The sequence below is a fragment of the Bradyrhizobium sp. 141 genome, from assembly GCF_023074055.1.
Taxonomy (GTDB): domain Bacteria; phylum Pseudomonadota; class Alphaproteobacteria; order Rhizobiales; family Xanthobacteraceae; genus Bradyrhizobium.
Window position 1 is genome coordinate 14200 of sequence record NZ_JADPKR010000058.1, and the last position, 15772, is coordinate 29971.

The 15772-nt window shown below is 65.7% G+C and carries 15 protein-coding genes; 5 read left to right on the forward strand and 10 right to left on the reverse strand.

Annotated elements, in window-relative coordinates; all coding sequences use genetic code 11:
- Positions 1 to 11: 11 nt before the first annotated feature.
- From IVA81_RS16760 to IVA81_RS16770, 3 genes are all read right to left on the reverse strand, one after another.
- Positions 12 to 1259 carry an MFS transporter gene (locus IVA81_RS16760; RefSeq protein ID WP_247319992.1) on the reverse strand — a complete coding sequence of 416 codons (1248 nt, stop codon included), beginning with the start codon at positions 1257 to 1259 and terminating at the stop codon, positions 12 to 14.
- 234 nt (positions 1260 to 1493) lie between these two features.
- The gene (glmM, locus tag IVA81_RS16765; protein ID WP_247319993.1) at positions 1494 to 2837 is read right to left on the reverse strand and encodes a phosphoglucosamine mutase; all 1344 of its coding nucleotides are present in this window, start codon (positions 2835 to 2837) and stop codon (positions 1494 to 1496) included.
- Positions 2838 to 3056: 219 nt separating this feature from the next.
- Positions 3057 to 3224 (reverse strand): hypothetical protein, encoded by a 168-nt coding sequence (locus IVA81_RS16770; RefSeq protein ID WP_247319994.1) that lies wholly within the window; start codon positions 3222 to 3224, stop codon positions 3057 to 3059.
- A 116-nt stretch (positions 3225 to 3340) separates the two neighbouring features.
- On the opposite strand from IVA81_RS16770, the gene IVA81_RS16775 reads away from it, so the two are divergent.
- Positions 3341 to 4477 (forward strand): alpha-hydroxy acid oxidase, encoded by a 1137-nt coding sequence (locus IVA81_RS16775; RefSeq protein WP_247319995.1) that lies wholly within the window; start codon positions 3341 to 3343, stop codon positions 4475 to 4477.
- Positions 4478 to 4590: 113 nt separating this feature from the next.
- Here IVA81_RS16775 and IVA81_RS16780 read toward each other — a convergent pair whose 3' ends face one another.
- From IVA81_RS16780 to IVA81_RS16810, 7 genes are all read right to left on the reverse strand, one after another.
- Positions 4591 to 5217: a hypothetical protein gene (locus IVA81_RS16780; RefSeq protein WP_247319996.1), complete on the reverse strand. Its 627-nt coding sequence runs from the start codon at positions 5215 to 5217 to the stop codon at positions 4591 to 4593.
- Between the two features lie 56 nt (positions 5218 to 5273).
- Complete coding sequence (locus tag IVA81_RS16785; RefSeq protein ID WP_247319998.1) at positions 5274 to 6113, reverse strand: shikimate dehydrogenase; 840 nt, start codon at positions 6111 to 6113, stop codon at positions 5274 to 5276.
- 71 nt (positions 6114 to 6184) lie between these two features.
- Entirely contained in the window at positions 6185 to 7927 is a 1743-nt protein-coding gene (locus tag IVA81_RS16790; RefSeq protein WP_247320000.1) for a SulP family inorganic anion transporter, read from the reverse strand.
- Between the two features lie 112 nt (positions 7928 to 8039).
- Positions 8040 to 8312, reverse strand: coding sequence for a helix-turn-helix transcriptional regulator (locus IVA81_RS16795; protein ID WP_247320001.1), 273 nt, complete (start codon positions 8310 to 8312; stop codon positions 8040 to 8042).
- Between the two features lie 364 nt (positions 8313 to 8676).
- Positions 8677 to 10725: an elongation factor G gene (locus IVA81_RS16800; protein WP_247320002.1), complete on the reverse strand. Its 2049-nt coding sequence runs from the start codon at positions 10723 to 10725 to the stop codon at positions 8677 to 8679.
- Positions 10726 to 10915: 190 nt separating this feature from the next.
- Positions 10916 to 11398: a DUF992 domain-containing protein gene (locus IVA81_RS16805; RefSeq protein WP_247320003.1), complete on the reverse strand. Its 483-nt coding sequence runs from the start codon at positions 11396 to 11398 to the stop codon at positions 10916 to 10918.
- Between the two features lie 358 nt (positions 11399 to 11756).
- Positions 11757 to 12959 carry a pyridoxal phosphate-dependent aminotransferase gene (locus IVA81_RS16810; RefSeq protein WP_247320004.1) on the reverse strand — a complete coding sequence of 401 codons (1203 nt, stop codon included), beginning with the start codon at positions 12957 to 12959 and terminating at the stop codon, positions 11757 to 11759.
- A 635-nt stretch (positions 12960 to 13594) separates the two neighbouring features.
- Here IVA81_RS16810 and IVA81_RS16815 point away from each other — a divergent pair.
- From IVA81_RS16815 to IVA81_RS16830, 4 genes are all read left to right on the forward strand, one after another.
- Positions 13595 to 14245 (forward strand): glutathione S-transferase family protein, encoded by a 651-nt coding sequence (locus tag IVA81_RS16815; protein WP_247320005.1) that lies wholly within the window; start codon positions 13595 to 13597, stop codon positions 14243 to 14245.
- 157 nt (positions 14246 to 14402) lie between these two features.
- Positions 14403 to 14579 (forward strand): hypothetical protein, encoded by a 177-nt coding sequence (locus IVA81_RS16820; protein WP_246927481.1) that lies wholly within the window; start codon positions 14403 to 14405, stop codon positions 14577 to 14579.
- A 73-nt stretch (positions 14580 to 14652) separates the two neighbouring features.
- A complete protein-coding gene (locus IVA81_RS16825) occupies positions 14653 to 14811 on the forward strand; it encodes a hypothetical protein (protein ID WP_247320006.1) in 159 nt (52 codons plus the stop codon).
- Between the two features lie 128 nt (positions 14812 to 14939).
- Entirely contained in the window at positions 14940 to 15749 is an 810-nt protein-coding gene (locus IVA81_RS16830; protein WP_247320007.1) for a PAS-domain containing protein, read from the forward strand.
- The last annotated feature ends 23 nt before the right edge of the window (positions 15750 to 15772 follow it).

Here is a 15772-nt window from a genome sequence, read left to right on the forward strand (position 1 = left end):
AACAAGATTTGTTAACGCGTGTGCTGGGGCAACCTGGGCAGGAACACCGCAAGCAGGCCGATCGCCGGCAGATAGGCGCAGACCTGGTAGACGAACTCGATCGAGGTGTGATCGGCGAGCTTGCCGAGTACGGCAGCCCCCAGGCCCCCGATGCCGAAGGCGACGCCGAAGAACACGCCCGAGATCATGCCGAAGCGATGCGGCACCAGCTCCTGCGCGAACACGATGATCGACGACGTCGTCGAGGAGATGATCAGGCCGATGACGACGCTGAGCACCGCGCTGCCGACGAGCCCGGCATAGGGCAGCGCTAGCGTGAACGGCAGCGCGCCCAGGATCGAGATCCAGATCACGATCTTGCGGCCGAAGCGATCGCCCAAGGGACCGCCCAGAAACGCGTCGACCGCATTCGCCGCGAGGAAGATGAAGAGATACATCTGCGCTGCCTGCGTCGACACGCCGAAGCGGTCGATCAGGTAGAAGATGTAGTAGCTCGACAGGCTCGAGACGTAGAGCTGCTTGGAGAACAGCAGCGCGACCAGCACGAGCAGCGCGACGGCGACGCGGCGCGAGCTCGGCGCGTCGGGATGGGACTGAACCGCCGCAATCTTCTTCGCCTTGATCTGCGGCGCATACCAGCGGCCGATGCGCCAGAGGATGAGGATCGCGAGGAACGCGATCGAGGAGAACCAGGCGATGCTGCCCTGCCCGAACGGCACCACGATCAGCGCCGCCAGCACCGGTCCCATCGAGGTGCCGAAACTGCCGCCGAGCTGAAACACCGATTGCGCGAAACCGTAGCGGCCGCCGGAGGCGAGCCGTGCGATGCGCGCGGACTCCGGGTGAAACACCGCCGAGCCGAGGCCAACCAGTGCGGCCGCGATGAGGATGACCAGATATTGATGCGCGGCGCTGAGCAGCAGCAGGCCGAAGAAGGTCGAGGCCATGCCGATCGCCAGCGAATAAGGCTGGGCCTTCTTGTCGGTGTAGTGCCCCACCACCGGCTGCAGCAGCGAGGCCGTGAACTGGAACGCCAGCGTGATCATGCCGATCTGCGCGAAGTCGAGCGCGTAGGTGTCCTTCAGGATCGGATACACCGAGGCGATCAGCGACTGCATGGTGTCGTTGAGGAAGTGCGAGACGCTGATGCCGGCGAGCACGACATAGGCCGGCCCTGCCGCTTTGGCAGCAGGCGCCACGTCGGCGACGACGACGGGCTCGGTCAGCGTTTCCTCTGAGACGACGACAGGCTTATTCAATGCAGCGATCCCGGCGCGGCAGATTGCCGCGATCTGATCGTTACGATGCAAGCGGCGTTCGAACCACCGCCAATCGCTTATGGCTGAGATGCGCGCTTACCCTCTCCACGAGTCCAGTATCGTAGGGTGGGCAAAGGCGCTCTTGCGCCGTGCCCACGATCTTTCCGATACGGCGACAGACGCGTGGGCACGCTTCGCTTTGCCCACCCTACGATACTGTCGTCGGGGAAGAATTCAGGCCGCGGCGTGGCCCAGCGCGGAGACGATGGTGTCGACGACGTCCTCGACCAGGATGCGGTCCTCGCCTTCGCCCATGACACGGATCACCGGCTCCGTGCCGGAGGAGCGGATCAAGAGGCGGCCGTGGCCGTTGAGGCGCTGCTCGCCGTCGGAGATCGCCGACTTGACGCCGGAATCGTCGAGCGGCTTGCCGCCCTTGTGGCGGACGTTCTTGAGGATCTGCGGCAGCGGATCGAAGCGGTGGCAGACCTCGGAGACGGGGCGGCGCAGCTTCTGCACCACCGCCAGCACCTGCAATGCGGCAACGAAGCCGTCGCCGGTGGTGGCGTAGTCGGACAGGATGATGTGGCCGGACTGCTCGCCGCCGAGATTGTAGCCGCCGTTCAGCATCTGCTCGAGCACGTAGCGGTCGCCGACCGGCGTGCGCACGAGATCGAGCCCCTGCCCGTTCAGGAAACGCTCGAGGCCGAGATTGGACATCACGGTGGCGACGATGCCGGGCCGCGACAGCCGGCCGTCTTCTTTCCAGCTCTGCGCGATCACCGCGAGCAACTGGTCGCCGTCGACGACATGTCCGCGCTCGTCGACCAGGATAACGCGGTCGGCGTCGCCGTCGAGCGCAATGCCGATGTCGGCGCGCATCTCGCGCACCTTCTTCGACAGCGCTTCCGGCGAGGTCGAGCCGCAGTCCTTGTTGATGTTGAAGCCGTCGGGCTCGACACCGATCGGCACGACGTCGGCACCCAGCTCCCACAGCGCTTCCGGCACCACCTTGTAGGCGGCGCCATTGGCGCAATCGACCACGACGCGCAGGCCGTCGAGCGACAGATCGCGCGGCAGCGTGCGCTTGGCGAACTCGATGTAGCGGTCGTGCACGCCGTCGATGCGGCGGGCGCGCCCGAGGCTCGCGCTCTGTGCGAGCCGCTTGTCGATGGGCTCGTCGAGCAGCTGCTCGATCTGCCGCTCGACGTCGTCGGAGAGCTTGAAGCCCTGCGGGCCGAACAGCTTGATGCCGTTGTCCTCGAACAGATTGTGCGAGGCCGAGATCATCACGCCGAGATCGGCGCGCATCGACTTGGTCAGCATCGCGACCGCCGGCGTCGGCATCGGGCCGACCAGCAGCACGTCCATGCCGACGGAGGTGAAGCCCGCGACCATCGCGTATTCGATCATGTAGCCGGACAGGCGGGTGTCCTTGCCGATCACCACCCGGTGGCGGTGATCACCGCGCTGGAATGCGAGGCCTGCGGCCTGGCCGACCTTGAGCGCGAGCTCCGGCGTGATCAGTCCGTTGGCGCGGCCCCGAATCCCGTCCGTCCCGAAATATTTGCGACTCATATCGTCCCCCGAGCAACAACCAGGGATCCCCATTACAACCACGGGCTGCCCGAACGGGCCCCGCATCCCTGATTTGCTGGGGCTCTTATAATGCCTATGCGGCTAACTTGGCTTCAAAAAATATGATGAATCATTACGGAACCGCGCCGCATTGGCCCGATAACGTATTGTTAACATTATGCTTCCCGGGCGAGCCGGAAAAGACGATGGAACCCGTCCTCAGCCCGAGCGCTTCACATGGCCATCCTCGCGGCTCGGCGCCGGCTGGGTGACGTTGACGGGATCGGAGCCCGGAAAGGTCTCCTCCAGCCCCTCTTCCAGCGCCGCCTCGAGATCACGCTTCTCCTTGATCTCTTCCGCGGAAGGTCCAGCGTGCGGCCTCGTCATGGCGCTCTCCTGCAAAACGTTCTGCAAACGATTTGGCTGTGCATCCAACCATGCTAGATGACCTCGAAATCTTCCGATGCAAGAGTTCCGAATAAGACGGGGCCCGGGAAACGAGCATGAAGCATATTACCTGTATCGACGATCTTCGCGCCCTGCATAAGCGCCGCGTGCCGAAGGCGTTCTTCGACTATTGCGACCGCGGCTCCTATGCCGAGGAAACGCTGCGCGCCAACCGCGAGGACATGCAGGCGATCAAGTTCCGCCAGCGCATTCTGGTCGACGTCTCCAAGCGCGATACCTCGACCACGATCCTCGGCGAGCCCTCGACCATGCCGCTGATGCTCGCGCCCGTCGGCCTGCTCGGCATGCAGCATGGCGACGGCGAGATCCACGCCTGCCGCGCCGCGCAGGCCGCCGGTATTCCGTTCACGCAATCGACCATGTCGATCTGCTCGATCGAGGACATCGCGGCCAATGTCGAGAAGCCGTTCTGGTTCCAGCTCTACGTCATGAAGGACCGCGGCTTCATCAAGGAATTGATCGAGCGCGCGATCGCGGCCAAGTGCAGCGCGCTCGTGCTGACCGTGGACCTCCAGGTGATCGGCCAGCGCCATGCCGACATCAAGAACGGCATGACGGTGCCCCCCGAATGGTCGCTGTCGAAGCTGCTGGATTTCGCCAGCAAACCCACCTGGGTCTCCGGCGTGCTGCAAGGCAAGCGCCGCACCTTCGGCAACATCGCCGGTCACGTGAAGAACACCGAGGATCTCAACCGCCTTGCCGAATGGACGGCGTCGCAGTTCGACACGTCGCTGAGCTGGAAGGACGTCGAGTGGGTCCGCAGCATCTGGCCGGGCAAGCTCGTCATCAAGGGCATCCTCGACGTCGAGGATGCCGAGGAAGCCGCCAAGACCGGCGCGCAGGCCCTCGTCGTCTCCAACCATGGCGGCCGTCAGCTCGACGGCGCGCCGTCATCGATCGAGGTGCTGCCGGAGATCGCGGACGCGGTCGGCGAGAAGATGGAGATCATGTTCGACGGCGGCATCCGCTCCGGCCAGGACGTGATGCGCGCGCTCGCCCTCGGTGCCAAATCCTGCATGATCGGCCGCGCCTACGCCTATGGCCTTGGCGCCGGCGGCCAGGCCGGCGTCGCCAAGGCGATCGACATCATCCAGAAAGAGCTGCTCACCACCATGGGCCTTTGCGGCGTCAACCGGATCGGCGAGATCGACGATCATATCATCGCGGTCTAGCACTCGTCGTTCCGGGATGGTCCGAAGGACCAGACCTCAGGTGCGCAATTGCGCACCGGGGAACCTCGAGATTCCGGGTTCGCGCTGTGCGCGCCCCGGAATGACACTTCGTGTCACATCGGCGGCGTCAGGCCGTCGCGGCCGACGCTGACGCGATTGGTCTCGAACGAGCCATCCGGCAATTGCTTCATGAAGGCGATGACCTTGGCGCCGGCCTTCAGGTCGGATTTGTCGCCGGGCACGAAGGTCACCACCGGCGTGTTGTCGGCCACGAACACCTTTTTCTCGCCGTCCTTGTACTTGACCAGCAGCGTATGGCCGTCATTGCCGACCACGCTTTCCGCCACCGTCGCATTGGTCATGCTGGAGTTGGGCTTGAGATCATAGGGCCGCGAACCCTCGCCGGTGCCGCGCATGCTCTCCGGAAACACATGCACCTCGACCGCGTTCTGGCCGCCGTCCGGCCCCGGCACCGTGGTCGCGCCGATGAACGAACCCGGCTTGATGTCGGCGAGCGAGATCTTTGTAATGCCCGAGACGTTCACGTCAGGAGCGATGCGCAGCTTGACGTCCTCGCCGCTGCGCGACTTCACCTGCATCGTGTCGCCATTGACGGCTTCGATGGTGCCGCGCACGCGCGTCGGCACCGGCGCCCTCTGGGCGAAGGCGCAGTAAGTCGAGACGGCCACCATCGCGACGGCGATCAGCGGACGTGTGAAAGTTGCACGTTGAACAGACATGACGGTCTCCGATTGTCCCCACGAATGGAGAACTCCGGACCACGCGTGCTATTCTCTCAAGTCTTTGTGAGATCGGCCTCGACCAGCCCGCGCAGCTCGGCCGTGACCTCTGGCCGCCGGCCGAACCACAACTCGAAGCCGCGCACCGCCTGGTGCAGCAGCATGCCGAGCCCGTCGGCGGTCCTCAGGCCACGCGCCGCTGCGGCAGCGAGCAGCGGCGTCACCAGCGGGACATAGACGAGGTCGGCAACGACCGCCGCCGGCGGCAGGCGTGCGACATCAACATCAAGTGAAGGCTGGCCGTGCATGCCGAGCGAGGTCGTGTTCACGAGAAGTTTTGCGCGCGGCAGGACGTCGTCGATGCTGTCCCACGTCACAGGATGTACGTTGGACCCGAACTGCCTTGCCAGCGCCTCGGCCCGCGCGACGGTGCGGTTGGCAAGATGCACGCGCTTGATGCCGCGTTCGAGCAGCCCGAACACGACCGCACGCGAGGAACCGCCGGCGCCCAGCACCAGCGCTTCCTCGGCCGCTCCCCAGCCGGGCGCGCTGGCGTCGAGATTGCCAATGAAACCTTCGACGTCGGTGTTGGTCGAGCGCAGCTCGCCGTCGGCAAACCACAGCGTGTTGGCCGCGCCCACGGCCTTTGCGCGGGCATCGGGCGTCGACAGCGCCAGCACGCCTTCCTTGTGCGGGATGGTGACGTTGGCGCCGACGAAGCCGCGCAACGACAGCCGCAGCACGAAATCCCTGAGATCGTCGGGCGGCACCGCCTCGATGAGGTAGCCGCCTTCAATGCCCAGCGTGCGCAGCCAGTAATGATGGATCAGCGGGGAGCGCGAATGCGCGGCCGGCCATCCGATCAGACAGGCAGCAGGAGCTTTGGGCGCGGTCATTTTTCCCTCGGGGTCGTATCCGAGGCGATCCATTTCGCGTCGCGCCCGCTCTGTCAAGCGCGCAGGCGCCGTCAGCCCGCGGCCGCCTCCTCGCCCGCGCCGCCCTTGATGTCGGCAATCGCGCGCTCGAGGCTCGTGCGATAGCGCGCGCGCGGCGGCGTTACGCCATGGGTGAGCAGCGCGCGGCGGACCGCGGGCGAAGCCCCCGTGATGAACAGCCGGATGCCCTGGCGGTGCGCCTTGGCGGCGACGCGGCCGAGCACGTTGGCCGCCGTCGAATCCAGGAACGGCACCGCGGCGAAATCGACCACGAAGGCCTTGCGCTTGTCAGCGACCCCGTCGAGCACGCCTCCGATCGCGGAGGCCGCGCCGAAGAAGAACGCGCCGGTGATGCGATAGACCAGCACGTCGCGGTCGACCGCAAGCGCAGGATCGTAGGGGACGCGATCGCCATTGCCGTCGTCGGGACGATCACCGGCGACCAGTGGCGAGCGTTCCTCGATGCCCGTCATCTCCGCCATGCGATGGATGAACAGCACCGCGCCGAGCGCGAAGCCGACCAGGATGCCTTCGGTGAGATCGCGGAAGATCGTCAGCAGGAAGGTCGCGAGCAGCACGACGGCATCGCCCCATGACGAGCGCAGCAGCGTCGCGAATTCATGCTTCTCAGCCATGGTCCAGGCCACCACGACCAGCACCGAGGCGAGCGCGGCGAGCGGGATGTAGCTCGCGAGCGGCGCTGCGATCAGCATGAACAGCAGCAGAAAGACCGAATGCAGCATGCCCGCGAGCGGCCCGCGCGCGCCGGCGCGGATGTTGGTCGCGGTGCGCGCGATCAGTCCGGTGACGCAGATGCCGCCGAACAGCGCCGAGCCGAGATTGGCGGCGCCTTGCGCCACCAGCTCGCAATTGGAGCGGTGACGGCGCCCGGTCATGCCGTCGGCGACCACCGCCGACAGCAGCGATTCGATCGCGGCCAGCAGCGCGAATGCGATCGCGTCCGGCAGCACGGCGGTCGCCTTCGCAATCGAGAACGCCGGCAAGGCTGGCGACGGCAATTCGCGCGGAATGCCGCCGAAGCGCGAGCCGATGGTCTCGACCGGAAGCGCCAGCACGCTGCTGGCGACCGCAGCAAACACGACGGCGATCAGGATGCCGGGCCAGGACGGCCGCCAGCGGCGCAAGGTCGCGATGATGGCGATGCTGACGATGGCGACCGCGACGGCGGACGGATTGACGGTGTTGAAGCCGCCGGCGAGCGCAACAAGCTTCGGCACGAACTCGCTCGGCTCTTTCCCCGCAAGCGTGATGCCTGAGAGATCGCGGAGCTGGCTGGCGAAGATGATCACGGCGATGCCGGCGGTGAAGCCGACCGTCACCGGATAGGGAATGAACTTGATGTAGGTGCCGACCCGCAGCAGGCCCGCGGCGATCAGGAACAGGCCCGCCATCATGGTGGCGAGAATGACGCCGTCGACGCCGTGACGCTCCGCGGTCGCCGCGACCAATACGATGAACGCGCCGGCAGGTCCGCCGATCTGGAACCGGCTGCCGCCGAGCAGCGAGGCGATGAAGCCGCCGACGACGGCCGTGTAGAGGCCGCGGTCCGGCGTCACACCCGAGGCGATCGCGATTGCCATCGACAGCGGCAGCGCCACGATCGCAACCGTCAGGCCGGCAAAGACGTCGGCGCGAAAATCCGCGAGGCCGTAGCCTTCACGCCAGACGGTGACGAGCTTTGGCAGATACAGTTCGGCAAAGGTCGGCTGGCGCAGCTGATGCAGCCGGCTGGCGTGATCGCTTGTGATGCTCATCTCAGCAAAGTGCTCCGCTGCCCCTCGATGCTCCGAAGCATCGTGCGTCCCGTGTTGCCGAGGTGCGACGATGCGCTAGCCCATCTTGATCGCGAGCACGATCAACGCCCGATCATGCCCCGACGTGGCGCGGCGGCCCGGGCTCCTTCAGGCGAACGCCACGCCCGCCGCTGTCGCTGCGGACCTGCTCGCCGATCAGCTCGACGCCGGCCCGGTCGAACGCCTCGACCACCTTGATCAGGGTCTCGACCACGCCACGCACATTGCCGGTGCTGGCCTCCATCCGCTGGATGGTCGGCAGCGAAACGCCGGCGAGCTCGGCGAGGGTTTTCTGGTCAATGCCGAGCAGCGCGCGGGCTGCCCGCATCTGAAACGACGTGATCACCTTGGCCTCACTTACCAGCACTTATAAATGATATTTGAGACATGCACAATGACGTAAAATACATCATTCGCGGGCCGAGCGCAAGGGGCTATCCCCGTCTGTTCCGTCACGGGTGACGGTCAAAAAAATAGGCGCACGCAGCCTCCTCCGTCACTGCGAGCGCAGCGAAGCAATCCAGAATCCCTCGGTGGAAAGACTCTGGATTGCTTCGCTCCGCTCGCAATGACGCGTGAGGAGCTCGGCCTAAATGAAACGCGGCACGAGTGGAGACAGCCCCTCACCCCGCCCTCTCCCCGTAAGAACGGGGAGAGGGAGTGAGAGGGCGGTGCCTTCCCTTGCTGCGCTCCTTACCGCGCGAAACAGATCACGCCGCGTGTTGATGCGCGGCGATGATCTGGTCGGCGGCGCGACCGGTGACTTCGGCCATGTGGTCGAACTGGCGCGTGAAGCTGCCGGCGCCGGCGGTGGCCGAGCGCAGCTCCACGATCAGCTCGCCTATCTCGGCTTCCGGCATCATGGCGCGGACGCAGTCCCAGCCGCTCCAGCCGTCGCGGGTGTCGAAGCCGAGGATCTGGCCGCGCCGCGCCGACAGGATCGCGTTGATCTTGGCGGTCGCATCGGTCGGGCAGACGATCTCGACCACGTGGATCGGCTCCAGCAGCACCGGCTGGCAGTGCGGCAGGCCTTCGTTGAGTCCGATCCGCGCCGCCGTGCGGAAGGCGAGGTCGGAGGAGTCGACGCTGTGGTAGGAGCCGTCCGTCAGCGTCACCTGCACATCGGTGACGGGGAAGCCGAGCGGACCGCGCGCCAGTCCGTCGACGACGCCTTCCTCCACCGCGCCGATGTAGTTGCGCGGCACGGCGCCGCCGACCACCTTCTCGGTGAACTTGAAGCCGTCGCCGCGCGGCATCGGCCTGATGTCGAGCACGACGTCGCCGAACTGACCGTGGCCGCCGGACTGCTTCTTGTGGCGGCCGCGCTGGGTGATCGGCTTGCGGATGGTCTCCTGATAGCCGATCGCGGGCGGATGCGAGGTGAGCTTGATACCGAAGCGGTCGCGGAGCCGCTCGCTGGCGACGCGCAAGTGCATCTCGCCCTGCCCCCACAGCACGGTGTCGTGGGTCTGGGCGTTCTGCACAACGACGAGCGAGGGATCCTCCTCGTGCAGCCGGGCCAGCGCCTGGCCTAGCTTGACGTCGTCCTTGCGGTCGGTGGCCGCAATCGAGATCGCCAGCACCGGCGGCGTCGGCTCCGCGGCCGCCAGCGCAGCCGGCTGGGTCTTGCCGTTCGAGACGGTGTCGCCGGTCTTGACGGGATCGAGCTTGGCGAGCGCCACCGTGTCACCGGCCTCCGCCGCGGCACGCTTGGTGTCGTAGGCCCCGTTGACCGCGAGGATGCCGGAGATGCGCCCGGAACCGCCCGAGGCCGATTGCAACGTGGCACCATCGTCGAGATGGCCGGCAAGCAGCCGCGTCAGCGACAGCTTTCCGCCATGCTGCGAATGCAGCGTCTTGAAGACATAACCGAGCGCATCCTTGCTCTCGGGCACACCGAGACGATTTGCGGTCTCCGCGATGCCGGGCGCCTCGTGACGCAGCGCCTTCATCAGGCGGAGCACACCGTTCTCGCGCGCGGCGGCGCCCAGCAACACCGGGCAGATCAGCCCCTCGCGCAACTCGCGGGCGAGATCGTCGAACACGGCATCGCGCGGCGGCTGGATGTCCTCGAGCAGTTGCTCCATCAGCGCATCGTCGTGATCGGCGAGCTTCTCCAGCATCGAGAAGCGGGCTTCCTTCTCGCGATCGAGATCGCCGCCTTCGAGCGCGACCACCTCGGAGGCCTTGTGCTCGCGATAGACGAAGGCGCGTTCCAGCGCGAGATCGACAAAGCCCTCGATCAGTTCGTCCTTCCAGATCGGGATCTGGCGCAGCACCAGCGGCACGCGGGAGGCGGGCTGCAGCATTGCGAGCGACTCGCGGATGCGTTGGCTCGCGCGGTCGATCTTGTTGAGGAACAGGAAACGCGGGATCTTCAGCTCCTCCAGCTCGCGCAGGATGATCTGAAGCTGCGGCAGCTTCTTCTCGTCGGCCTCGCAGACCACGATCGCCGCATCGACCGCGGGCAGCGCGGCGCGCATGTCATGGGCAAACTCGACGGAACCGGGACAATCGAGGAAGGTATAGCTGTCGCCCATGAAACTCGTGGTGGCGGCAGTCAGCCCGACGGTCATCTTGTGATGACGGGCCTCTGGGGTGGCGTCGCCGATGGAAGTTCCGGCGTCGACGCTGCCGGCGCGCGGGATTGCGCCCGTTCGCGCCAGTATTGCTTCGAGAAGTGTGGTTTTACCGCTTTGGAAAGGGCCCACCAGCGCGATGCACCGTGGACCTCGGGGACTTCTGACGTCTTGTCCCATTCGCCGCCTCCTTGGTGTGGAGCTCGGCCCATGATTGGGTCGGCAAACGCAGATGCTCTGCCCGTCCCCGAGATTTGGCAAGCATCAAACGTCGCTGCGGTGCGTCGTCCGTTAGATCAAGTCTTAACAGCCCGGTGTTCCACCTCTCCCCAGCGGGCAGAGGTGAACCCACGCTGCCGTCGTCGCGCGCTCAACGGCCCGGGCGCAGTTCCAGGCTCTCGAGGCCCGCGGCGACGTTGAGGCCGACCTGACCCTGCACGCTGAGCGGCTGGAGCGCGATCGAATTGTTGGAGCCGCCGACCAGCACGTTGCCGCCAAGTCCGACGCCGATCGAAGCGCTGCCCTGCGCACCGGCATAATTGCCGGAGAGGTCGCCCGGGCCGAGCCGGTCGACCGGTGCGAACACGCCCCACGCCAAAGCCGTCTCCTGGGTGATGCCGATGTCGAGGCCGACCTTGCGGATCGTCGCGACGTAGCGATCGTCGGGCAAGCCGTCGGCGCGCAGCACGCAGCCGAGATGTGTCACCGATCCCACGATAAAGCCGACGCTGGCGCCGCCGCGGCATTCGAGCACACCGACCCGCGCCATCCGCTGCTGCTGCGCGCCGCTGTTCGCGACGGAGACAACGAGGCTCGCAGCGGCGAGCCCGGCGAGGAGGAGTGAACGGCGCATGAAATCTCTCCGGCGGTGATTGTGATGCGAGCAGAGCGGGCGCGCTGCAAGCGGCGCGCGATGGTCTATGCCACAAGAGTCTTGGGGGTGCCAGATCGGACGTCTCTAAAATCGAGTTCGCCGAGAGAAGCCCCTCACCCTTCCGCGGCAGGCCGTCGCTTGGCCATCTACACGAGGTCGTCATGCCCGGGCTTGTCCCGGGCATCCACGTTCTTTGTGCTACGGAGCAAGGCGTGGATGGCCGGGACAAGCCCGGCCATGACGCTGTGGAAGCTTCAGTGCTCCCACGCTGTCCTTCGAAGCACGCACAAAAAAAGGCCCGCCGAAGCGGGCCTTTTCAATTCTTGTCGCGACAGCCTTACCGCAGATTCCCGCAGAAGCGCTGGATGCGCTTGCAGGCGTCTTCGAGATCCGAAGTCTTGGTCGCGTAGGAGATGCGGAAGGCAGGTCCAAGGCCGAAGGCCGAACCCTGCACCACGGCGACGCCTTCAGTCTCAAGCAGCTCGGTGACGAAGTCCTCGTCATTGCCGATCACCTTGCCCGACGGCGCGGTCTTGCCGATCGTGCCGGCGCAGGACGGATAGACGTAGAAGGCGCCCTCGGGACGCGGGCATTCGATCCCCTTGGCCTGGTTGAGCATGGAGACGACGAGGTCGCGCCGCTCCTTGAACACCTTGTTGTTGGCGGGGATGAAGTCCTGCGGACCGTTGAGAGCTTCCACCGCGGCCCATTGCGCGATCGAGGACGGGTTCGAGGTCGACTGCGATTGGATCGTCGACATCGCCTTGATCAGCTGCGCGGGGCCGCCGGCATAGCCGATGCGCCAGCCGGTCATGCAATAGGCCTTCGACACGCCGTTCACGGTGAGCGTGCGGTCGTAGAGCTTCGGCTCGACCTGCGCGACCGTGGTGAACTGGAAGTCGTCATAGACGAGGTGCTCGTACATGTCGTCGGTCATCACCCACACGTGGGGATGCTTCACCAGCACGTCGGTGAGCGCCTTCAGCTCCGAACGCGTGTAGGCGGCTCCCGTCGGGTTTGAGGGCGAGCACAGGATCACCCATTTGGTCTTCGGCGTGATCGCGCGCTCGAGGGCTTCGGCCTGGAGCTTGAAGCCGGCCGCGGCGGTGCAGACCACCGGCACCGGCTCGCCGCCGGCGAGCGCCACCATTTCAGGATAGCTGACCCAGTACGGCGCGGGAATGATCACCTCGTCGCCCGGATTGATGGTGGCCATCAGCGCGTTGTACAGCACCTGCTTGCCGCCGGTGCCGACGATGATCTGGTTCGGCTTGTAGGTGACGCCGTTCTCGCGCTGAAACTTGGCGATGATCGCGTCCTTCAGCTCGGGAATGCCGTCGACTGCGGTGTACTTGGTCTTGCCGGCCTCGATGGCGTGGATCGCCGCCAGCTTGATGTTGGCGGGCGTGTCGAAGTCGGGCTCGCCGGCGCCAAGGCCGATGACGTTGCGGCCCGCCGCTTTCAGCGCGCGTGCTTTATCCGTGACCGCGATGGTCGCGGACGGCTTCACACGGTCGAGCGCAGCGGCAAGGAAGGACATCGTCATCTCCTGACAAGCGTCGTGAAACTTTTCGCCTCACGACTCCGATTGTGGGAATGCAGCCACCCTAAAACGTGAGCCGCTGCATCGCAAGAAACTTCGGCCCGATCTTGCGAAAGTTTACGGGTTTGGAGAGGTTCGAGGCTGGATTCCCCGCAATTTTCCGCAAACTTGCCACGCAAACCCCTCATATCCGGCAAGGCTTGTCCTCGGAGCAATTTCAGGCCGTTCGCGACCATACGGCAGGTCGTCATGCCCGGGCTTGTCCCGCCTGCGCGGCCGAAGCCGCTTCGGCGAGGCGAAGGCCCGGGCATCACGTTCTTCGTGCCGCGGTTGGAGACGTGGATGGCCGGGTCAAGCCCGGCCATGACGATGTGGAGATTTCGGCGCCCCTATCACTGCTGCTCGGCCCTTCACACAAACGCGCGCGGCGATACGTCCGCGCATTGACGCAAGCGTGATCTGATTTGCAGCGTCGCGCGAAAATGATCTTCTGCACCGTTGCAATGCGGTAGGGTTTTCGAGTTTTTCTATTGGCTGGCCCTTGCGGCGGATTCGCATCGGCATCATTGTTTAGCCGCGTCGCGGGGTAACGAGCGCCGCGTCTTCCCGTCCTCGGATTCGAACTTCCCAGAATGTACAAGCTCTATTCGATGCAACGCTCGGGCAACAGCTACAAGGTCCGCCTTGCGCTGGCGCTGCTCAACGTGCCTTACGAAGCGATCGAGGTGGACATTCTGCGCGGCGAGAGCCGCACGCCGGACTTTCTGACCAAGAACCCGTCGGGACAGGTGCCGCTGCTCGAGGTCGGCGACGACCGTTATCTCGCCGAGTCCAACGCCATCCTCTGGTACGTCGCCGTCGGCACCCCGCTTGCGCCCGAGAACCGCATCGACCGTGCCGAGGCGCTGCAATGGATGTTCTTCGAGCAGCATGCGCTCGAACCGAATATCGGCGCCGCCTATTTCTGGCTATCGCTGGTCAGGGGCGGCCGCGACCTCCAGACCCATTCGCTGGAAGATTGGATGGAGCGCGGCTATGGCGCGCTCCAGGTGATGGAGAACCACCTCAAGACCAACGCCTATTTCGCCGCGCGCCAGCTCACGGTCGCCGACATCGCGCTGTACGGCTACACCCACCTGGCTGACCGCTGCGACTTCGACCTCCAGGCCTTCCCTGCGATCCGGGACTGGCTGAAGCGGGTGGAAGCCGCCCCCGGCTTCGTGTCGATGGACTGGCGGCCGGCCGAGATCGACGATCCCGCCAGCATCGCCGCCAGCGCCTGACGGCGCCCGCCCCGCTCTGTGGAATAGCGGGTATAAAGGTAATATTTGCCGCAATCTGGCCATTTTCATCGCGAGAGCCGCCGCAATATTGCCGGTTGAAACTGGGAAATTGTGGAAAGTCGCGGGTGATTCGCTCGCGCGTTGAGGGATTTAGACCATGATACGGGCGTCCGGCACGGCAGGCTTTCACGGCCATCCCGATACCGTCGCGTCTTCCCGACTGACCAACGCGGTCGCGGCCTCGCTCGCCGTTGCCGCGCTCTCGCTCTGCCTGATCGTCACCCTGACGGTGCTGTCGACCAAGGCGACCATGGCGATGGGCCTGCCGGTCTGATTCCCGTTTCATCCTGGTCCAGCCTTCAAGGCGCTGCATGCCCCGGGCCGACCGGCATCGCAACAGGACGTCGATGAAATCACCTGTGGTAGTCGTTGCAATCACACTGACCGCGGCCATCCTGGTCGCGGCGTCGCTGTTGATTGTCGTCGGCACCCGCAAGGGCCCGGGGACGTCGACGCTGAACGCGCCTGCGCAGCAACAGCGCGTCAAGCACACGCACCTCGTTTAAAATCATCCGAAAGCCTTACGTTTGCGGGCAAGCGCGCCTTAGGCACACCGCACGAAAACGCATCGCGGTGGCGCAACGATCAGCCAGAGTTGCGGTCTTATCTCGTTCGGGAGGAGCGAGACTGGTCCATGCGGTTCGGATGGCGTGCGATCTCCGGTCCGGTGCTGACGGCAGCAACCCTGCTGCTGGCGATCCTCCTCGATCGCTTTATCCCCACTCCCTCGCCCGCGCCCTTGCTCGTCGGCCTCGCGGCGCTTGCCGGCGCGCTGTCGGGTCTCGCCTCCGCCATCACCAGCGCAGCCGTCGCGGTGATCGGTGCGGCGCTGTTCTTCCTGAGCCGTCACGGCATTCCCCCCTCTGCCGCCGATCTGGTCCGGCTCGGCCTCCTGGCCATCACGGCTGCCGGCACCGCAGCCATCACCGGCCTGATGCGCGAGCGGCTGCTCGGCTCGTTCGCGGCCGAGCGCCGAAGCCACGCCACCGCTGCGCGGCTGTCGGCCGCGCTCGACCAGATCGATATCGGCGTCGTGCTGCTCGATGCCGAGACGCGGGCCGAGTTCATCAACCGCGCGTTCCGCGATTACTTTGCGGTGCCGGACGAGATCGCCGACGGCAAGCCGCCCTTCATCGCGCTAATGTATCACGGCCGCGACACCGGCGCGTTCGAGCTGCCCGAGGACGAGCTCGGCACCTTCATCGCGCAGCGCATGGAAATGGTGCGGACCGGCGATGCCACGCCGATCAACATCGCCTTGCGCAACGGCGAGGTGCTGCGCTTCGTCTGCGCCGCGCTGCCCGACGGCGGCCGGATGCTGAGCTACACGCCGGTGACCGACCTCGTGCGCCACACCGACGCGCCGTCACGCGCCGACTATTACCGCTCGCTGCGCGATCCCGCGGGCCGCAAGCTGATCCGCTACCTGCGGGTCGCGGAGTGATGCAACGACGCGATTGATCGGCA